This window comes from Vibrio sp. QJM3NY_39, from assembly GCF_057785895.1.
Map to the genome: position 1 here is coordinate 898,507 of NZ_CM173505.1, position 20,417 is coordinate 918,923.

Sequence of the window (20,417 nt, forward strand, 5' to 3'; positions counted from 1 at the left end):
TAACTAGACAATGTTTAGGACTAGATCTTATTGATGTTTGGGTTTAATTGCTCACATACGTGTCGAGCAAAACCACTACCAGCTTCACTGTAAATGTTGAATGCCGCATCGACACCATTCTCTTTCAATGTTTCTAGCTGGTCGGAGTATTCAGCAATGGCTGCGATTTGACCTTTAAAATCACGTGATTTTAGCTGTTCTAAGGCTGTTTGATTACCTTGGTGATGAGGCATCGCCAAGATCACTAGCTTCACGTTTGCTGTATCTAAGATACGCTCCCAGAAATCTGGGTCAGTTGCATCGCCAGAAATAACGTTTCTTCCAAGGCTTCTATGGTTGTGTGCGGCTTCTTCACGAACTTCGACACCTAAGCTAACCTTACCATAGCGAGAACGCAATTCATCGTAGGCGCCGGTACCAATGCGCCCCATACCAAGAATAAGCACTTGTGCGCGACCAGGATCAATTCGTTTATCACGTTGGTGAAGCTTTTCAGCAGCGTGCTCTTTGAGCCACTTACCTGACTGTTGATAAAGCTTATGACCCGCTTTGTTTAAAGGAGCAGCGATTAAGAACGATAACGAAACCGCAATCGCCACCGCTACTAATATATCGCCAGACATCCACCCCATCTTAAAGGCAAGACCACCGACGATAAGACCAAATTCACTGTAGTTAAACAATGATAGAGAGGCGAGTAGAGAAGTTCGAACACGGAATTTGAAGCGGTTGAGTACCAAGAAGTAAAGCACGCCTTTCACTGGCAGCAACAGCAAAAATAAGATGGCGAGCATAAAGCCTTGAATGGTAGGTTGCTCGGATAATCCAATATTCAAGAAGAAGCAAACAAGGAAAAGCTCTTTGAGGTTAAACAGCGATTTCGACAGCTCTGAAGCTTTTGGGTGACCGGCTAGCAACATACCTAAGATAAGAGCACCTAGATCTGGTTTAACCCCTACAAACTGGAACAAACCTGCACCGACGACCAATGCGAAGAAAATGCCGAACAGCACCAACATTTCGCCGTGACCAACCCAGTCGAGGACTTTGTAGAACAACGGACGACAGAATGGCAAAGCGAACAGTGCGATGGCATACCACTCTGGAATTTTGCCTGTCGATGCCGTTAAGAAGACCACGGCAAAGATATCCTGCATGACCAGAATACCGATCGCTAATGTTCCATAGGTCGCATTCATTTCCCCTTTCTCTTGCAGAGACTTAACTGCGAATACGGTACTAGAGAATGAAAGGGCAAAGCCGAGTAGAACAATCTGTTCTATTGACATGGCTGCCAACGAGGAAATACCTAGGAATTTAAAACCAAACAGGGCGACCGCAAAAAACAGAGTGGATAAAAGGTTGTGGATTGTTGCGCCAGCCCAGATCTCTTTAGAGAGCAGGGTTTTGATATCGAGCTTTAAGCCAATCGTAAATAGAAGCAGGGTGACACCAAGGTCAGCCAAGGTAATGATGGTGTCATTGGTTTCAAAACCCAGAGCAAAGAGCCCAAAACCAGCGACCAAAAAGCCGACCAATGGGGGAAGGTGACACTTTAAAGCAATAAATCCTGCAATAAACGCAGTGGATATTAATATAAGTTCCATAACTTGTAGTAGTAGTTCCCTAGCTTAAAAAAACGGGCCGTGTTTATACAAACACGGCCCGCGGAAAATCAGAGTTGTTTTTCTTTAGTCTTCAAGAAGCTTTTGAAGTAACACACCGTTGAGCATGGCGCGCTTAATCATGGCAAAAGCTCCCATCGTAGGATGTTTATCGATCTGTGATGCTACAATAGGCAGGCCGCTATGGAAAGCCGTTAACGACTGATTCTCTACATTGCGCTTAATTGCAGGGAAAACAATCTCTTGTGCCTTTGTAATATCACCAGCAATGATAACTTTCTGAGGATTAAACAAGTTAATCGTCATTGCGATAGCTTTACCCAGTTGATTACCTACTCGAACCAAACTTTGCTTAGCCAGTTCGTCGCCATTGATAGCATGGTCACATACATCTTGAATGGTAATGTGTTCAATCTCTGTTAGCGAGGACTCATAACCTTGCTTAATTAGCTTTTGGACACGTTCAACAATGGCAGGGTTTGCCGCTACGGTTTCAAGACAACCGAAATTACCGCATTGGCATTGCTCGCCAAGTGGATCAATTTGGATATGACCAATTTCACCCACGTTGCGGTTATGGCCAAGGAAAACCTGACCATTAACAATAATACCAGCACCAGTACCACGGTGAACGCTAACCAAAATAGAATCTTGGCTGTCTTTGCTTGCACCGAAGTAGTGCTCAGCAAGCGCCATTCCTCGAACGTCATTACCAACAAAACAAGCAACATGGAATGTGTCGCGAATAATGTCGCTTAACGCAAGGTTATCGATGTCTGTATTTGGCATGTACTCAACGACACCTGTCGTTGGGTTAACCAAGCCTGGAAGAGTGACACCAATGGCAATCAGTTGGTCGATCTTTGGTTGGTGTTCAGCAATGAAAGCCTTCAAGTTATTGACCAAGCCTTGGGTGAGGTCTGATTGGTCTGAGTAATTCAGGTCTTGCTGTTGGAAAGCCAGCTCACGACCGCCAAGGTCATGCAGGCTTATTTGAATGTAATCTCGACCCAAGCGCACAGCGACAGAGTGAAAAGGCTCTACTTCTGTGGTTAGGGAGATAGCGCGTCTACCGCCAGTAGACGCTTGCTGCGCAACCTCTTTAATTAGGCCGCGCTCTAAAAGTTGGCGGGTAATTTTTGTAACACTTGCCGGTGCGAGTTGGCTTACATCAGCCACTTGTATACGACTGATAGGCCCTTGTTGGTCTATTAGTCGGTATACCGCCGCACTGTTTAGTTGTTTAACTAAGTCTACGTTACCTATTTGTCCGCCATTCATACTTAATTGTGCTCGTATTGTCCATTAACAACAGTCGCTTTAACGTTAAAGTCTCGGTCAAATACAGCTAGGTTTGCAACCATGCCTTTTTTGATTCGACCTAGCTTGCTTTCTACACCGATAGCCGTAGCTGGGTATAGCGTAGCCATGCGAAGAGCTTCGTCTAAAGCGATACCAGCGTGCTCAACTGTATTCTGAACTGCTTCAATCATAGTCAGAGCTGAGCCGCCCAGTGTGCCGTTTTCATCAACACACTTACCATCACGGTAATATACTTTCTTACCGACAAAAATAAAGTATTCCATGTCAGCACCTGCAGGAGCTGTGGCATCCGTCACTAATACTAACTTTTCTCCCTTGATTTTGTGCGCAATTCGAATGTTTGCGTAATCAACGTGGAAACCGTCGGCAATGATGCCAGCGTAAACCTCTGGTGTGTCGTAAATTGCGCCAACAACGCCAGGCTCACGACCAACCATTGGTGTCATTGCATTGAATAGATGAGTGGCGAAAGTGATACCTGATTCGAAACCTTGACGAGCTTCTGCGTACGTTGCATTCGTGTGACCAATCGAAACAACCACACCAGCTTTGCGCAGACGCTCAATGTGTTCTGGGTCGTTGAGTTCTGGAGCCAATGTTACTTTTGCAACAAGGTCATTGTTCTCACAGATAAGCTCAATCATTTCGCTGTCAGACTTACGAATGTGGTCGACGCTATGGATGCCTTTTTTCGCAACGTTTAGGTAAGGACCCTCAAGGTGCAGACCCAAAGATTGGTTTTGGTACTGGTTATGGTATTCACGAGCTGCCGCGATAACCGCACGCATATCTTCGTCTGAAGAGGTGATAAGCGTTGGCAAGAAGCTAGTACAGCCAGATTTCAGGTTTGCTTTGTGCATGATCTGCATGGTTTCTGCAGTGATCTCATCGTTAAGCATTACACCACCACAACCATTCAATTGTAGGTCAATGAAACCTGGACTTAGGTTTGCTCCATCTAGGTCGCGAACCTCGATTCCTTCTGGTAATTCAGAGATAGGACAGACTTTTTTGATCAGTTCGTTTTCTATTACAACAGCATGATCGGTTAGAACATCACTACCAGTGTAAATTTTACAGTTACTTAGCGCGTACATAGTCAGCTAATCCTTATTTCGTGAGATCTTTTAAATTCGTTCGTTACCTAAATGTGGACTTAGTTTGCGAGCATCATTTACGTAACGATTTATCTTTTATGGGCAAACGGCTTTAAATTGAAAAGCTATTTAAGTTGTTGAAAAACATATGAACAATTGATTGTTATTATACATTTAGGCATATTGATAATGATTGTTCTAGGGGCTTTGTAAACCCGGAGATACAATCTTTTTGCCTAATGATTAGATTTGGATTTTATCTATAAATGTTCATTTTTTTGAATGATAAAATAAGTTTTATGATCTCGCTAGCAAAAACCTCTGGATTTGGTAAAAACTGGTGATTAGGATCACAAATGGTAAGGTTTTAATTTGCGGAGCAAAATTAATTGAATACACTGAATAGGACTAAATTGAGCGACTAAAATAAGTTTCTCAAACGAATTCTAAAAAATCCTATAGGGGGAAACAACTGGTGAATATTCTAGGGTATGCACAGAAGCTTGGTAAGGCGTTAATGCTACCAATCGCTACGCTTCCGATTGCGGCATTGCTGCTACGTCTGGGTCAACCAGACTTACTCGATATCGCATTCATGGCATCTGCTGGTAACGCAATCTTCAGCCAACTACCATTGTTGTTTGGTTTGGGTATCGCGATTGGTCTTTCTAAAGACGGTAACGGTGCAGCAGGTCTTGCTGGTGCAGTTGCTTACTTTGTTCTGACTGCAACAGCAACAAACATCGATGCTAGTGTAAATATGTCATTCTTCGGCGGTATCTTTGCAGGTATCATCGCAGGTCACTCTTACAATGCATTCCACGCGACTCGTCTTCCAGAGTGGCTAGCATTCTTCTCTGGCAAACGTCTAGTTCCTATTATGGCTGGTCTATTTGCTTTAGTTGCTGGCGCAATCTTTGGTGTTGTATGGCCTGCTGTTCAATCTGGTCTAGATGCACTTGCTCATGCAGTTTCAACGTCTGGCGCTATCGGTCAATTCGTTTACGGTACTCTTAACCGTGCACTTATCCCAGTAGGTCTACACCATGTACTGAACTCGTACTTCTGGTTCGGTATGGGCTCTTGTCAAGAGATCGTAGTTGCTGCAGAAGGCTTCTCTCAACTTTGTGTTGACCCTGCACTAGCTAAAACTTTAGTTGTTGGTCAAGAGTACACATTTGAATTTGCTAACTCAGTTAACCCAGAAATTGTTGCAACTGTTAAAGAAGTAACTGAAACAGTTAAATCTGGCGACCTACACCGTTTCTTCGGCGGCGATAAAGGCGCTGGTGTATTCATGAACGGTTTCTTCCCAGTAATGATGTTCGGTCTACCAGGTGCTGCACTTGCAATGTACCTAGCTGCTCCTGCTGAAAAACGTAGCCAAGTTGGTGGCGCACTATTCTCAGTTGCATTCTGTTCATTCCTAACAGGTATCACAGAGCCGCTAGAATTCATGTTCGTATTCCTAGCTCCTGCTCTATACGCAATGCACGCTGTATTTACAGGTCTGTCTCTAGTAGTTGCTAACATGTTTGGTACTCTGCACGGCTTCGGTTTCTCTGCTGGTCTTATCGACTTCGTATTGAACTGGGGTCTAGCAACTAAACCATTCGTACTACTACTAATCGGTCTTGGCTTCGGTGCTCTATACTTCTTCACTTTCTCTTTCGCAATCCGCGCTTTCAACTTGAAATCGCCAGGCCGTGAAGATGATGACGAAGCTGTTGCAGCTCCTGCTGGCGACGCGCCAAAAGGTGACGTTGCTCGTCAATACCTGAAAGCTCTAGGTGGTCACGAAAACTTGACTTCAATTGATGCTTGTATCACTCGTCTACGTCTAACTCTTAAAGACCGCTCTATCGCTGATGAAGTTGTTCTTAAGAAACTTGGCGCTAAAGGTGTGGTTAAACTAGGTGAGAACAACCTACAGGTTATCCTAGGCCCACTAGCTGAAATCGTCGCTGGCGAAATGAAAGCTATCGGTGCAGGTGAAGACCTATCTGATGTAAAACTTCCATAGTAAAGGAAGTACTTGTTAAGACGTAACAACGGCTCTTAACTAAGTTTCAAATTGAAAGCCTCCCACACGGGAGGCTTTTTTGTGCCTGTCATTTAAGGCCAGTGAACAAGGTTCGTTCTATTCTTCATCGAATAGCAGAAATAATCACAATTAACTGATGGTTCTTATTGTGCAAAGGCGAAGAATTGTGGATGATTAGCAACAATGATCTTTCTATCTTTGATCGGCAGCAAAAGCCGCCTTTGTCTCGGATATGAAAGATAACTTTCTCTGACAATACTAAATACATAGAGGTGCTATAGATGAGTGAAGCTGAGGCTCGTCCATCGAATTTCATTCGCCAAATTATCGATAAAGATTTAGCGGATGGTACACACAGTAGCGTGCATACTCGTTTCCCGCCGGAGCCAAATGGCTACCTGCACATTGGTCACGCTAAATCTATTTGCTTGAACTTTGGTATTGCTCAGGACTACCAGGGACAATGTAATCTTCGTTTCGATGATACAAACCCTGAAAAAGAAGACGTTGAATACGTTGAGTCAATTAAGAATGATGTAAGTTGGTTAGGCTTCGAATGGTCGGGTGATATTTGTTACTCATCAAACTACTTCGATACGCTTTACGCTTATGCTGTGGAATTAATTAATAAAGGCTTAGCGTATGTTGACGAGCTAAGTCCTGAGCAGATCCGTGAATACCGTGGCACGTTAAAAGAGCCTGGTAAAGCGAGCCCATATCGTGATCGCAGCCCTGAAGAAAACCTAGCGTTGTTTGAACAAATGCGTGACGGTGGCTTCGAAGAAGGCAAAGCATGTCTACGTGCTAAGATCGACATGAGCTCTTCATTCATGGTTATGCGCGATCCAGTTATCTACCGTGTTCGTTTTGCTCACCACCATCAGACTGCTGACAAGTGGTGCATTTACCCAATGTACGACTTCACTCACTGTATCTCTGATGCGCTAGAGGGCATTACGCACTCTATCTGTACGCTTGAATTCCAAGATAACCGTCGTTTGTATGACTGGGTTCTAGACAACATCACGATTGATTGCCAACCTCGTCAGTACGAGTTTAGCCGTCTGAATCTTGAATACACGGTAATGTCGAAGCGTAAGCTGAACCAACTTGTGGTTGAAAACCTAGTTGAAGGTTGGGATGATCCACGTATGCCAACAATCTCTGGTTTGCGTCGTCGTGGCTTCACTTCAAGTTCGATTCGCGAATTCTGTAAACGTATTGGTGTGACTAAGCAAGAGAACATGATTGAGTTCGGCTCACTTGAATCTTGTATCCGTGATGATCTGAACGAAAATGCACCTCGTGCAATGGCTGTTCTTGACCCTATCAAGGTCGTGATTGAAAACTACGACGCTGATACAGTAGAAACACTGACAGTGGCAAACCACCCGAACAAGCCAGAAATGGGTACTCGTGAAGTTCCATTTACACGTGAAGTTTGGATTGAGCGTGACGACTTCCGTGAAGAAGCAAACAAGAAATACAAGCGTTTGGTTCTTGGCAAAGAAGTTCGTCTACGTGGTGCTTACGTGATCAAAGCTGAACGTATCGAAAAAGATGCAGAAGGCAACATTACGACTATCTTCTGTTCTTACGATAACGAAACACTCGGCAAGAACCCAGCAGATGGCCGTAAAGTGAAAGGCGTTATCCACTGGGTATCGGCTGATAAAGCATTGCCTGCTGAGATTCGTTTGTACGATCGTCTATTCACTGTGGCAAACCCAGCCGCTGCTGATGATTTCGCTGCAACGCTTAACCCTGAGTCACTTGTTATGCTAAACGGTTTTGTTGAACCTAGCCTAGCGGAAGGTGTAGCAGAGCAAGCGTACCAGTTTGAACGTACAGGCTACTTCTGTGTGGATTCGAAAGACTCGAAAGCAGACGCGTTAGTATTCAACCGTACGGTTGGTCTACGTGACACTTGGGGTAAAACTGAAGCTTAATGGCTTTGTTTTTCTCAGCTCTGTTTTTCCAAGCTTAGTGTCTTAAAGCTTAGTTTCTCAAGATACGCTTAATAAAAAACCGGCTTAGAGCCGGTTTTTTTGTGTCTGGGAAATAACCAAATTGTGGGCCAAGTTACTGTGATTCTTAATACGGTATCAACCCAAATAAAAAACGCCGGCCTAAGCCAGCGTTCTGTGTTACTTCTTCGCTTTATGTGCGTCTGGGTTGCCTTTGCAATCCCCAGTGATGCTTTTACCATACAGATACAAACTGTGGTTGGTTAGCTGTACGTTGTAGCGTTGAGCGATTTCTTTTTGTCTTTCTTCGATAAGATCATCAGAGAATTCGATAACTTCACCGCAGTCTAAACATACTAGGTGATCGTGGTGATGCTGTGTTGAAAGTTCAAATACAGACTTACCACCTTCAAAGTGGTGGCGAGTTACAATGCCAGCATCATCGAATTGGTTCAGTACGCGATAAACGGTCGCAAGGCCGATTTCTTCACCTAAGTCGATCAGCTTTTTATATAAATCTTCAGCACTAATATGTTGGCAGTCTGGTTGTTGTAATACTTCTAAAATTTTGAGCCGTGGGAGGGTCACTTTAAGACCAGCATCTTTTAGCGCTTGATTATTGTCTGACATATACTTTCCTGTTGATGATCTGCAGCAATTAACAGAATTCAATATTAATACCATTATAGTTTAGTCAGGCATAACAATAAACCACGAACTTCAAAGGGTTACTTACTGACATCACAATCTGTTTTGTAAATTGGAAGTATCTCACTTATAGTGGAGGTACGACCAGTCAAGCTGACGGTGTTTCTGATATGAACATGGAATGTTGTTATGAATAAGCAACTCGCAAAAATATATAAACCCAACATTGTAAAATTTGCTCTCAATATTTGGCCTCCTTTTTGGGGGGCGGGAATTCGAATAGCTCACATTAGCCCTGACTTTAGGGTTGTTAAGACGATACTAAAGCTGCGCTGGTGGAATAAGAACGCCAATCGTACTCAATATGGCGGCAGTATCTTTTCTCTTACCGATCCAGTTTACTCTTTGATGTTAATGGGTATTTTAGGTGAGCGATATTATGTTTGGGATAAAGAGGCGAGTATTAACTTTATCAAGCCGGGTCAATCCGACTTGTATGCAGATTTTGAGATAAGCCAAGGGCAACTGGATGATATCTATCGTCAGACACAGCTTGGTGAGAAGTGCTTCCCCGAATTTATTATCCACGTTAAAGATAAGCAGGGGAATGTGGTGTCAGCAATTCAGCGAACCCTGTATGTGAGAAAGAAGCCGCAGTTCAGAGAGGATGACGAAGCATTAGAAGCTGAGTGTTGATTGATGAACATTAAATAGCAAAAAACCTCCTATAAGGAGGTTTTTTCATATCTACATATCGGTCATTAATTGTAACAATTAACAATCGCTAGAGAATTAGTCTTCTAGCTCTGCTAGGCACATTTCTTCGTGGATTTGTTTAACCCAGTTAGATACACGCTCATCAGTTAGCTCAGGTTGACGGTCTTCATCGATACATAGACCAACGAATTGGCTGTCATCGCCTTCAACTAAGCCTTTCGATGCTTCAAATTCGTAGCTTTCAGTTGATGTGTGACCTAGGATAGTACCGCCTTTCGCTTCAACGATGTCACGGATAGTACCCATAGCATCACAGAAGTATTCTGCGTAATCTTCTTGGTCGCCACAACCAAAGATAGCAACAAGCTTAGTTGAAAAATCAATAGCTTCTAGCTCAGGGAAAAAGTCGTCCCAATCACATTGTGCTTCGCCGTAGTACCACGTAGGGATACCAAGCAGCAGTAGATCGAAGTTATCGATATCTTCTTTGCTGCTTTTTGCAATGTCTTGAACTTGAACGAGCTGCTTGCCCAATTGCTTTTGAATCATCTTAGCAACAGCTTCAGTGTTACCTGTATCGCTACCAAAGAAGAGACCTACACTTGCCATAGAATCATTACCTTTCATTTTGTCTGTTGTCGGTGTAATAAAGTTCGGAGGAAATCGTTAGATTCCAGTTCCTTCCCAGCTTAGTTGGATTATCCCTTTTGCGATAAAACCTGCGCAGCCAAGGAAAAGTACTAACCATACGATGCGACGACCAAATGCAGGAACATTTCCTTCCTTTAGAACGTCTTTAATTGCCATTCCGATTAGAAAGAAAATCGCGGCAAACAGAAGATCTAAACCAATAGATTCAATGATGTTCATGTAGTCGTAAAGCATGGGAACCTTATATACCAAATTTGCTTGGGCGCACTATATCACTGTTGTGAGATAAAGTTAATCTGCTGTGATTACACAGCTCTCATTTATATCGACTAATCAACTTATCTAAGCGATGAATTTTCTTATTGCACGGAGTACTTCGGCTGGCTTTTCCGCGTGTAACCAGTGTCCCGTGTTAGCGATAACATGAGCCTTTGCGTTGGAAAACTGCTGTTGAACGGCGGTTTGATGCTCAGCTGTGAGGTAATCAGAATCCCCACCTTTTATTAGCAAGGTTTTGACCGAGGTTTTCACGATCGGTTCCCAACCAATAATTTGTGGATAGTTGCTCAATAACGAAGCAACGTTGAAGCGCCATTCCATGATGCCTTGTTCCGTTTTGAACAAAGATTTGGTCAAGAACTGGCGAACCCCATCAATTTCGATATGTTTTGCGAGGATCTTAAGCGCGTCTGAGCGTGATGTCGGTTTTTCTTCTATCACAGCTTGTAGGCCGGCGAATACGTTGTCGTGACGACTTTGGGTGTACGCAACTGGTGCCATATCCAAGGCAATCAATTTATGCAGCGTAAGATGTTGTGTCAGCGCCATCGCTACCTTGCCACCCATGGAATGACCAATCACAGTGATATCATTTAACTCAAGATCATTCAGTAGTTGAGCCACATCTTGTGCCACTGCTTTATAGCTGTGAGTGTCACTATGGAAGGATTGGCCGTGGTTGCGTAGATCGATACTAAGTACCTGGTGATCGGCTTTTAGATCCCTAGCTAGCAAGCCAAGGTTGTCCAGATTACCGAATAATCCATGGATCAAAACAATGGTGTGACCCGCACCTTCTAATTTATAGTTGAGCTGTACTGACATTTTTATCTTATTCATGGTGGGTTTGACGTAGAGTATCCGCGCGGATCTCGCTATAATCCCCCTGAGTTTAAACATTGAGATTGTGAAAAGCGAATGAAAACAATTGAGGTTGATGAGGACCTATACCGTTTTATTGCGGGTCAGACAGAACGTATTGGCGAAAGCGCTTCAGATATTCTGCGCCGCTTATTACAGGTTGATAGCCAAGGCATGGTTCCGATCGAAGAGATCGTTGAGCCAAAAGGTATCGTTGTTAGCAAAGAGGTAGGCTTTACTCCAGAGAAGTTCGATGGTGTTAAAGAAATGCGCTCACTACTAATATCAGATGAGTTTGCATCACTGAAGAAAGCCATTGATCGTTTCATGCTTGTGTTATCGACACTGCATAAAATCGACCCTTTAAGCTTTTCAGAAGCAACTCAAGTAAAAGGCCGCAAGCGTGTTTACTTTGCAGACAACGAAGAGACCTTGCTAGCAAACGGCAACACAACGAAGCCTAAAGCCATTCCACAAAGTCCTTTTTGGGTTATAACTAATAATAACACTAGCCGTAAAAGACAAATGGTTGAACAGCTTATGAGCCGCATGAGTTTCCAAGCAGAATTGATAGAAAAAGTAACAGGTTCAATTTAACGAAATCTGATTTAAACCTCATAATATCCATGGATAAGAAGATATTATGAGGTTTTTTTGTTTTTAAATTTTATATATAAGGATGTCGAAAAATGGCTATGCACCCTCGTGCTGGGCAGAAAGCTCAGCAGGAAGATCTTCATAATATTCCGGCTTTAGTTGCTAACTATTTCTTACAGCAACCGGATGCTACTAACCCAGACCACAAAGTACTGTTCGGTACTTCAGGTCACCGTGGTACAGCAGACAAATCAACATTTAATGAAAACCACATCCTAGCGATCGCACAAGCGGTGGCTGAAGTTCGTGCTGAGCAAGGTACAACAGGGCCTCTTTTCCTAGGTAAAGATACTCACGCTCTTTCTGAGCCTGCGTTTTCTACTGTAATCGAAGTGCTTGTAGCCAACGATGTTGAAGTTATTATTCAAGAAAACAATGGCTTTACTCCAACACCAGGTATCTCGCACGCGATTCTTACGCATAACCTAGTGAATGACAAAAAAGCGGACGGCATTGTTATCACGCCTTCGCATAACCCACCACAAGACGGTGGTATTAAATACAATCCGACACACGGTGGCCCTGCTGAGGCTGAGCTAACTCAAGCGATTGAAGATCGTGCGAACGTCATCATTGCTGAGCAAATGCAAGGTGTAAAGCGTACTCCTATCGCACAGGCTAAACAGTCTGAGCTAGTGAAAGAAGTTGATCTCGTTGCTCCTTACATTGCTGACTTGGTTAACGTGGTTGATATGGAAGCGATCCAGAAAGCAAACATCAAGATTGGTGTTGATCCACTGGGTGGCAGCGGTATTGATTACTGGCGTCAAATTGGCAAAGCGTACAACCTAGATCTTACTCTGGTCAGTGAAGCGGTTGATCCTTCGTTCCAATTTATGTCTCTAGACAAAGATGGTGTGGTTCGTATGGATTGTTCTTCTCCGTACGCAATGGCAGGCTTACTGGCGCTTAAAGATGACTATCAACTAGCGTTTGGTAACGACCCTGATTACGATCGCCACGGCATTGTTACGCCAAAAGGCTTGATGAATCCAAACCACTTCCTAGCGGTTTGTATTGACTACCTATACCGTAACCGTGAAGGTTGGGGCAAAGACGTTGCAGTGGGTAAAACACTAGTATCAAGTGCACTAATCGACCGTGTTGTTGCCGACTTAGGTCGTGAACTTTGTGAAGTGCCGGTTGGTTTCAAATGGTTCGTTGATGGCTTATACAACGGTCAGTTTGGTTTCGGTGGTGAAGAGAGTGCTGGCGCATCTTTCTTACGTAAAGACGGTACGCCTTGGTCAACAGATAAAGATGGCCTAATTCTTTGTTTGCTTGCGGCTGAGATCACAGCAGTAACGGGTAAGAACCCACAAGAATATTACGAAGAGCTTGCTGCTAAACACGGTGAATCTAAGTATAACCGTATTCAAGCGGTAGCAAACGGTGCACAAAAAGACGTACTTAAGAAGCTGTCTCCAGAGATGGTTTCTGCTGAGACGCTGGCTGGTGACCCAATTACCGCACGCCTAACGCACGCTCCGGGTAATGGCGCTGCGATTGGTGGCCTAAAAGTGACGACTGAAAACGGTTGGTTTGCTGCTCGTCCATCAGGTACAGAAGACATCTACAAGATCTACTGTGAAAGCTTTAAAGGTGAAGAGCACCTGAAAGCAATCGAAGCAGAAGCTCAAGAGATTGTTAATCAAGTATTTGCAGCCGCTGGCCTATAATCGAATACCGATTAGTAGAGTCATCAAGTAAATAGTGAAAGGGTTGATGTGAAAGCATCAGCCCTTTTTTATCAGCTTGTGGGTATAGCGGTTAAGGCTAAGTGTTTGAATTAATTTGCAAATGAGTAGATTGTCTTAACCGTGTGGCCAACTTTGTGGCATCACAAACCAAAACTGCCCTGATTTAGTTTGCCCATGAACGAAGCGATCACCAAACTCGGTGATAGGTTCACAGGTGAAGTCATCAGTGCCAGCTGCCCATTGCTCTTTGGTGAGAGGGTAGAGTACATCAGTAATTAAATGGGCTTGGTTTTGATAACACCAAAAACCGTTTACTTGGCTTGAATTAATGTCATAGCCTAAACATTCAGTAGGTACTTTTTGATCTAAGAATGGGTTGGTATATAGACGACCCTGCATGAGGAGATGTTTTGAGTCGACATCGATCTCTGGATATTGCTCCACAAACGCCGCTGAAGAGGACATGCCAATTTGATGGGTGAGCATCCTGTCTAACTTCTTATCCAATTGGTCATGAGAGTTAGGACCAAACCATGTCTGTTCATGGAGCAGGTAAAACTTGATCGCGACTTCCCAGTGTTGCAGTTTCTGGCTACTTTCTTCTTCTAAAATAAAGTCGATAGCACCGAGTGTTCTTCCCTCAACATTAATTTGAATCTCATCGTACTTGACCGAATAATCAGGTGAGGCTTCAATGACTTGTTCACATAGATGCTGGTAGAGGAAACCTAACCTTGGGTTTCCGTTATAAGTGTGTAATGAGTCGATGGCATGGGTGCTTAAGAATGCACCAAGATCGGAAATCGGTGGCTTAATTTTCAGTAACGGCGGTGAGTCGATGACCCATTGGTAAAAACGTTGCAGTGCTGTCATCGGTTCCTCATAAACTCATCGTGGGGCTTTCGACATTCTACCCGTAAATTGATATAACGACGTTATTATAAAGTTAAGCTGGAAAGAAAAATGAATAACTTACAATTAGAAAAGCTACTTAACGAAAAACTTCAGCCACAGCAGATTAAAGATTACTGTCCTAATGGTCTTCAAGTGGAAGGTACTTCTCAAGTAAAGCGCATTGTTACTGGTGTGACAGCTTCTCAAGCATTAATTGATAAAGCGGTAGAGCTGAACGCAGACGCTTTATTAGTCCATCACGGTTTCTTTTGGAAAGGTGAGTCAGAAGCCATTCGTGGTATGAAGGGTAAGCGCATTCGAACTCTGATTAAAAACGACATCAACCTTTTGGGTTACCACTTACCACTTGATATCCACCCTGAACTTGGTAACAACGCCAAGCTTGCAGAGTTGCTCGACATTGAAGTTGAAGGCGGCTTGGAAGGGCATCCACAATCTGTTGCGATGTTTGGTAAGTTGAGTTCACCAATGACTGGTGCAGAGTTCGCAGAAAAGATTGGCCAAGCTTTGAACCGCAAGCCATTACATATCACTCCAGAAAACCAAGATAAAATGATTACGACTGTTGGTTGGTGTACTGGTGGTGGTCAAGACTACATTGAGTTAGCTGCGTCTCAAGGTATTGATGCATTTATCTCTGGTGAAATTTCAGAGCGCACAACTTACTCTGCACGTGAGCAAGACATTCATTACTTTGCCGCAGGCCACCATGCAACAGAACGCTATGGTGTGAAAGCGCTAGGTGAATGGCTAACGAAAGAACATGGCTTAGACGTAGAATTTATCGATATTGATAATCCAGTGTAACCACGTTTAGAGATTATGACTTTCTGGATATTTGTACCTTCATTGAAGTGATACGAAATACTGGAAGACAAAAAAGGGTTGATGTTAATACATCAACCCTTTTTGAATTTAATCGATTAGAAAAGTCTAAATTTTACTATTCGCGCTCGTGTAGAGCTTGGAAATCACGCTGTTCTTCACCAGTATACAACTGACGAGGACGACCGATACGGTTCGTCGGATCGCTGTGCATTTCGTTCCAGTGTGCAATCCAACCGATAGTACGAGACATCGCGAAGATTACTGTGAACATTGAGACAGGAATGCCTATCGCTTTCAGAATGATACCTGAGTAGAAATCTACGTTCGGGTATAGCTTCTTAGAAACAAAGTACTCGTCAGAAAGAGCGATGCGCTCAAGTTCCATTGCTACGTCTAGTAGTGGATCTTGAATGTTTAGCTCTTTAAGTACTTCGTGACACGCTTCACGCATTACTGTTGCACGTGGATCGTAGTTTTTGTAAACACGGTGACCGAAGCCCATTAGGCGGAATGGGTCATCTTTGTCTTTTGCTTTTGCTACATATTCTTCAATGTTGTCTACGCTACCGATCTCTTCAAGCATCATTAGACAAGCTTCGTTAGCACCACCGTGAGCAGGACCCCACAAAGAAGCGATACCAGCAGCAATACAAGCAAATGGGTTTGCACCCGAAGAACCTGCTAAACGAACCGTTGACGTTGAAGCATTCTGTTCGTGATCAGCATGTAACGTAAAGATTTTGTCCATTGCGCGAGCGACAACAGGGTTTACTTCATATTCTTCACATGGGTTTGCATACATCATGTGTAGGAAGTTTTCTGCGTAGCCTAGGTCATTGCGCGGGTAAATAAACGGTTGACCGATAGAATATTTGTAACACATTGCAGCCAGTGTTGGCATTTTTGAAATTAGGCGGTATGCCGCAATTTCACGGTGTGTGTCGTTATTAACATCTAATGAATCATGATAGAACGCAGCAAGCGCACCTACCACACCACACATAACAGCCATTGGGTGAGCATCACGACGGAAGCCGTGGAAGAAACTAGCAATTTGCTCATGAACCATGGTGTGACGCGTGACAGTCGTCTTGAACTCTTCGTATTGAGCTCGAGAAGGAGCTTCGCCGTATAAAAGAATGTAACAAACTTCTAAGTAATCAGCGTTATTGGCCAGTTGATCAATTGGATAACCACGGTGTAGAAGGATACCTTTTCCACCGTCAATATAAGTTATTTGCGATTCACAAGATGCAGTGGCAAGAAAACCAGGATCAAAAGTGAAAAAACCATTAGAACCCAGTGTACGAACGTCGATGACTGGAGTACCAAGTACACCTTCTGTAATCGGCAATTCGATCGGTGCTTGACCTTCAATATGAAGGGTAGCTTTCTTATCCGCCATAACAATCTCCTTTGTTATTATTAATCCGTCCAGGATGTTTATGTGCCATTTTTTTACTGGTCTTACGTGAGAAAGTCAATTTTTCTGCAGCTTTGTGTGCACTTGTTAGTGTTTTTTACATTAAATTCGTTAAAAATCTGTTCTGTGTAGCATTATTTGTTGCATCAATTGTATTAGAATGTTGCCAGCCGTATAGTGGCGCTGAAAAGTTTGGTTAAAACCTTATAAATGCAAGGCTAAGAAGAAATGTGAGGTGTCTTCAGAAACCTAGCTGTTAACAATTATTTTACAATTATCTAAGGCTCAACCTACGTTATTTGTTAAGTTAATGTTAAATTTTGAAGGTTTGCAATCAAATTTTGTCCATAACAATACATAAGGTTATTTAATGACCATCATGCTCAATGGAGCTGAGTGAGCGAGCCCGTGAAAGAAAGAAAGACAAGACCTGTTAATTTAGATTTACAGACCATCCACTTTCCTATCACAGCAATAGCTTCCATCCTACACCGTGTGTCTGGGGTGATTACTTTTGTTGCGATCGGAATTCTGCTTTGGTTACTATCCATTTCCCTCTCTTCCCCTGTAGGCTTTATGGAAGCTAGCGACATTGTCGACGGTTTCTTCGTGAAGTTTATTCTGTGGGGCATTTTAACCGCTTTGGCTTACCACATTGCTGGTGGTATTCGTCACCTTCTTATGGACCTTGGTCACTTTGAAGAGCTGGAATCTGGCGCTAAGAGCGCGAAGGTTGCATTCGCAGCAACAGCGGTATTGTCTCTACTAGCGGGGATCTTAGTATGGTAAACAACGTTTCTACTTTTGGTCGTAATGGTGTGCATGATTATCTATTGATTCGTGCAACAGCCATCATTATGACGCTTTACACTATCTACCTAGTGAGCTTCTGTGCTTTCTCAGGTGATATTTCTTACGCATCTTGGACGCAATTCTTTGGTGGTACCTTTACTAAAGTCTTCACCATGTTAGCACTTACTTCAATTTTGGTTCACGCGTGGATCGGCTTGTGGCAAGTACTAACTGACTACATCAAATGTGCAAAATTGCGCGTTGGTCTTCAAGTCGGTGTTGTTGCGGTTCTTCTAGGATATTTCTTCTCTGGTCTGTTTATTTTGTGGGGTGCGTAAGTGACTATTCCTGTTCGTGAGTTTGATGCTGTAGTAATTGGCGCTGGTGGTGCTGGTATGCGCGCCGCGCTACAAATTTCTGAGCAAGGCCTATCTTGTGCGTTGCTTTCTAAAGTTTTCCCAACTCGTTCTCATACTGTATCTGCGCAAGGTGGTATCACCGTTGCTCTTGGTAATGCGCATGAAGATCACTGGGAACAACACATGTACGATACGGTTAAAGGTTCCGATTACATCGGTGACCAAGATGCTATCGAGTACATGTGTAAAAATGGCCCTGAGTCAGTTATCGAATTAGAAAAAATGGGTCTTCCATTTTCTCGCTTTGATAACGGCAGTATTTACCAACGTCCGTTTGGTGGCCAATCTAAGAATTTTGGCGGTGAGCAAGCGGCTCGTACTGCAGCGGCAGCTGACCGTACTGGTCACGCACTGCTTCATACGCTTTACCAACAAAACATTAAACACAAAACGACGGTTTTCTCTGAGTGGTATGCACTGGATCTTGTTAAAAACGAAGATGGTGCAATCTTAGGTACTACCGCGCTTTGTATGGAAACGGGCGAGGTTTGCTACTTCAAAGCGAAGGCAACAATCCTTGCTACTGGTGGTGCTGGTCGTATCTACGCATCAACAACGAATGCACACATTAACACTGGTGACGGTGTTGGCATGGCAATTCGTGCTGGCGTTCCAATGCAAGACATCGAAATGTGGCAGTTCCACCCAACGGGGATCGCTGGCGCAGGTGTTTTGGTAACAGAAGGTTGTCGTGGTGAAGGTGGTTACCTTCTCAATAAGGACGGCGAGCGCTTCATGGAACGTTATGCTCCGAATGCTAAAGATTTAGCAGGTCGTGATGTGGTAGCTCGTTCAATGATGGTTGAGATTCGTGAAGGTCGTGGTTGCGATGGCCCATGGGGTCCTCACATTAAGCTAAAACTTGATCACCTAGGTAAAGAGACGCTTGAGTCTCGTCTACCGGGTGTATGTGAGCTTTCTCGTACGTTTGCTCACGTTGATCCTGTTAAAGAACCAATTCCTGTAATCCCAACGTGTCACTACATGATGGGCGGTGTTCCTACACAGGTTTCTGGTCAAGCAATCAAACAAACTGAAGACGGTACAGACGTTGAAATTCAAGGTCTATTCGCTTGTGGCGAAATCGCTTCAGTATCAGTGCACGGTGCAAACCGTCTAGGTGGCAACTCGCTACTTGATTTGGTTGTGTTCGGTCGTGCGACAGGTCTTCACCTTGGTGAGACTCTGAATAAGCAAGCTGAAGCAAAACCTGCAACTGAGGCCGACATTGAACGTTCACTAGAGCGATACAATCGTTGGGAAAACAGTACTGACGGTGAAGACCCTGCGGTAATTCGTAAAGATCTTCAGCAATGTATGCAGAACAACTTCTCTGTATTCCGTGAAGGTAAAGCGATGGCTGATGGCTTAGAAGAGCTTAAAGTGATTCGTGAGCGTCTTAAGAATGCACACCTTTCAGACAAGTCGACAGAGTTCAACACGCAACGTATTGAGTGTTTAGAGCTTGAAAACTTGATGGAAACGGCATTCGCAACTGCGGTTGCAGCAAACTTCCGTACAGAGAGTCGTGGAGCGCATGCTCGTTTTGACTTCCCAGACCGTGATGATGAGCAATGGCTATGCCACTCACTTTACAACCCAGAATCAGAAAGTATGACTAAGCGTGGCGTGAACATGGAACCTATCCATCGTGAAGCATTCCCGCCGAAAGCACGTACGTACTAAGGAGATATGACCATGAAACTGAATTTCTCTTTATACCGTTACAACCCAGATGTGGACCAGAAGCCTTACATGAAAGAGTACACCCTAGAGGTGGAAGAAGGCTCGGACATGATGCTTTTGGATGCGCTTATTCTTTTGAAAGAGCAAGATCCAACGATTTCATTCCGTCGTTCATGCCGTGAAGGTGTATGTGGTTCTGATGGCTTGAACATGAATGGTAAAAATGGATTGGCGTGTATTACACCTCTGTCTGCTCTTACTGGCCAAGATAAAATCGTAATTCGCCCACTTCCAGGTTTGCCTGTGGTACGTGATTTAATCGTAGACATGACTCAGTTCTACGATAACTACGAAAAAGTTAAGCCGTTCTTAGTGTCTGATGGCAATGTGCCACCGGCTCGTGAAAACCTACAAAGCCCTGATGAGCGTGCTCATTTAGATGGTTTGTATGAATGTATCATGTGTGCATGTTGTACAACTTCGTGCCCATCATTCTGGTGGAATCCAGATAAGTTCATCGGACCAGCTGGCCTGCTTGCAGCATACCGTTGGCTAATAGATAGCCGAGATACGGCGACAGACGAACGTCTGTCCGATCTTGATGATGCATTTAGCGTTTTTCGTTGCCATGGCATCATGAATTGTGTAAGTGTTTGTCCTAAGGGATTAAATCCGACGAAAGCGATTGGTCACATCAAGACCATGCTTGTGAATCGTTCGGTTTAAGTTATATAAAAATTGCCGCCCTAGAAGTTTTGGGGCGGCCTTTTAATAGCTCGGCATAG

General features: G+C 43.7%; 19 protein-coding genes. 10 read left to right on the forward strand and 9 right to left on the reverse strand.

The window, feature by feature from the left end; translation table 11 throughout:
• Positions 1-20: 20 nt before the first annotated feature.
• From AC3CHU_RS04200 to nagA, 3 genes are all read right to left on the reverse strand, one after another.
• On the reverse strand, positions 21-1,607 hold the full coding sequence (locus AC3CHU_RS04200) for a cation:proton antiporter family protein (RefSeq protein ID WP_017093863.1): 1,587 nt from the start codon (positions 1,605-1,607) through the stop codon (positions 21-23).
• Between the two features lie 84 nt (positions 1,608-1,691).
• Positions 1,692-2,906 (reverse strand): DNA-binding transcriptional regulator NagC, encoded by a 1,215-nt coding sequence (nagC, locus tag AC3CHU_RS04205; protein ID WP_004734232.1) that lies wholly within the window; start codon positions 2,904-2,906, stop codon positions 1,692-1,694.
• Positions 2,907-2,908: 2 nt separating this feature from the next.
• The gene (gene nagA / locus AC3CHU_RS04210) at positions 2,909-4,045 is read right to left on the reverse strand and encodes an N-acetylglucosamine-6-phosphate deacetylase (protein ID WP_488525126.1); all 1,137 of its coding nucleotides are present in this window, start codon (positions 4,043-4,045) and stop codon (positions 2,909-2,911) included.
• Between the two features lie 517 nt (positions 4,046-4,562).
• Here nagA and nagE point away from each other — a divergent pair.
• Together nagE and glnS are read left to right on the forward strand one after the other, a co-directional pair.
• Positions 4,563-6,068 carry an N-acetylglucosamine-specific PTS transporter subunit IIBC gene (gene nagE, locus AC3CHU_RS04215; protein WP_488525467.1) on the forward strand — a complete coding sequence of 502 codons (1,506 nt, stop codon included), beginning with the start codon at positions 4,563-4,565 and terminating at the stop codon, positions 6,066-6,068.
• Positions 6,069-6,370: 302 nt separating this feature from the next.
• Positions 6,371-8,038, forward strand: coding sequence for a glutamine--tRNA ligase (gene glnS, locus AC3CHU_RS04220; RefSeq protein ID WP_488525127.1), 1,668 nt, complete (start codon positions 6,371-6,373; stop codon positions 8,036-8,038).
• A gap of 198 nt (positions 8,039-8,236) precedes the next feature.
• Here glnS and fcrX read toward each other — a convergent pair whose 3' ends face one another.
• Complete coding sequence (gene fcrX / locus AC3CHU_RS04225) at positions 8,237-8,686, reverse strand: ferric iron uptake transcriptional regulator FcrX (RefSeq protein ID WP_004734226.1); 450 nt, start codon at positions 8,684-8,686, stop codon at positions 8,237-8,239.
• A gap of 207 nt (positions 8,687-8,893) precedes the next feature.
• Between fcrX and AC3CHU_RS04230 the strand changes: the two genes are divergently transcribed.
• Entirely contained in the window at positions 8,894-9,400 is a 507-nt protein-coding gene (locus AC3CHU_RS04230; RefSeq protein WP_488525128.1) for a DUF4442 domain-containing protein, read from the forward strand.
• 96 nt (positions 9,401-9,496) lie between these two features.
• Here the strand turns inward: AC3CHU_RS04230 and fldA are convergent, their stop codons facing one another.
• The 3 genes from fldA to AC3CHU_RS04245 form a co-directional block, all read right to left on the reverse strand.
• On the reverse strand, positions 9,497-10,030 hold the full coding sequence (gene fldA / locus AC3CHU_RS04235; RefSeq protein WP_004734224.1) for a flavodoxin FldA: 534 nt from the start codon (positions 10,028-10,030) through the stop codon (positions 9,497-9,499).
• 57 nt (positions 10,031-10,087) lie between these two features.
• Complete coding sequence (locus AC3CHU_RS04240; protein WP_004734223.1) at positions 10,088-10,306, reverse strand: DUF2788 domain-containing protein; 219 nt, start codon at positions 10,304-10,306, stop codon at positions 10,088-10,090.
• Between the two features lie 108 nt (positions 10,307-10,414).
• On the reverse strand, positions 10,415-11,176 hold the full coding sequence (locus tag AC3CHU_RS04245) for an alpha/beta fold hydrolase (RefSeq protein WP_488525468.1): 762 nt from the start codon (positions 11,174-11,176) through the stop codon (positions 10,415-10,417).
• Positions 11,177-11,269: 93 nt separating this feature from the next.
• Between AC3CHU_RS04245 and seqA the strand changes: the two genes are divergently transcribed.
• Together seqA and pgm are read left to right on the forward strand one after the other, a co-directional pair.
• Positions 11,270-11,809, forward strand: a complete 540-nt coding sequence (gene seqA / locus AC3CHU_RS04250; protein ID WP_004734221.1) for a replication initiation negative regulator SeqA — start codon at positions 11,270-11,272, stop codon at positions 11,807-11,809.
• A gap of 92 nt (positions 11,810-11,901) precedes the next feature.
• Entirely contained in the window at positions 11,902-13,548 is a 1,647-nt protein-coding gene (gene pgm, locus AC3CHU_RS04255) for a phosphoglucomutase (alpha-D-glucose-1,6-bisphosphate-dependent) (RefSeq protein WP_054547181.1), read from the forward strand.
• 135 nt (positions 13,549-13,683) lie between these two features.
• Here the strand turns inward: pgm and AC3CHU_RS04260 are convergent, their stop codons facing one another.
• Positions 13,684-14,442 carry a DUF1853 family protein gene (locus AC3CHU_RS04260; RefSeq protein WP_488525129.1) on the reverse strand — a complete coding sequence of 253 codons (759 nt, stop codon included), beginning with the start codon at positions 14,440-14,442 and terminating at the stop codon, positions 13,684-13,686.
• 90 nt (positions 14,443-14,532) lie between these two features.
• Between AC3CHU_RS04260 and AC3CHU_RS04265 the strand changes: the two genes are divergently transcribed.
• Positions 14,533-15,291, forward strand: coding sequence for a Nif3-like dinuclear metal center hexameric protein (locus AC3CHU_RS04265; protein ID WP_171308851.1), 759 nt, complete (start codon positions 14,533-14,535; stop codon positions 15,289-15,291).
• A 136-nt stretch (positions 15,292-15,427) separates the two neighbouring features.
• Here AC3CHU_RS04265 and AC3CHU_RS04270 read toward each other — a convergent pair whose 3' ends face one another.
• Positions 15,428-16,717 (reverse strand): citrate synthase, encoded by a 1,290-nt coding sequence (locus AC3CHU_RS04270; RefSeq protein WP_004734217.1) that lies wholly within the window; start codon positions 16,715-16,717, stop codon positions 15,428-15,430.
• Between the two features lie 414 nt (positions 16,718-17,131).
• Between AC3CHU_RS04270 and sdhC the strand changes: the two genes are divergently transcribed.
• From sdhC to AC3CHU_RS04290, 4 genes are read left to right on the forward strand one after another with little or no spacing between them, the layout of a single operon-like run.
• On the forward strand, positions 17,132-17,524 hold the full coding sequence (gene sdhC / locus AC3CHU_RS04275) for a succinate dehydrogenase cytochrome b556 subunit (RefSeq protein WP_012604532.1): 393 nt from the start codon (positions 17,132-17,134) through the stop codon (positions 17,522-17,524).
• A complete protein-coding gene (gene sdhD, locus AC3CHU_RS04280; protein WP_004734215.1) occupies positions 17,518-17,865 on the forward strand; it encodes a succinate dehydrogenase, hydrophobic membrane anchor protein in 348 nt (115 codons plus the stop codon). Before sdhC ends, sdhD begins: the two co-directional genes overlap by 7 nt.
• Positions 17,866-19,632, forward strand: coding sequence for a succinate dehydrogenase flavoprotein subunit (sdhA, locus tag AC3CHU_RS04285; RefSeq protein WP_009847321.1), 1,767 nt, complete (start codon positions 17,866-17,868; stop codon positions 19,630-19,632). It abuts the gene before it with no gap.
• A 12-nt stretch (positions 19,633-19,644) separates the two neighbouring features.
• Positions 19,645-20,358 carry a succinate dehydrogenase iron-sulfur subunit gene (locus AC3CHU_RS04290; protein WP_004734213.1) on the forward strand — a complete coding sequence of 238 codons (714 nt, stop codon included), beginning with the start codon at positions 19,645-19,647 and terminating at the stop codon, positions 20,356-20,358.
• Positions 20,359-20,417 lie beyond the last annotated feature (59 nt).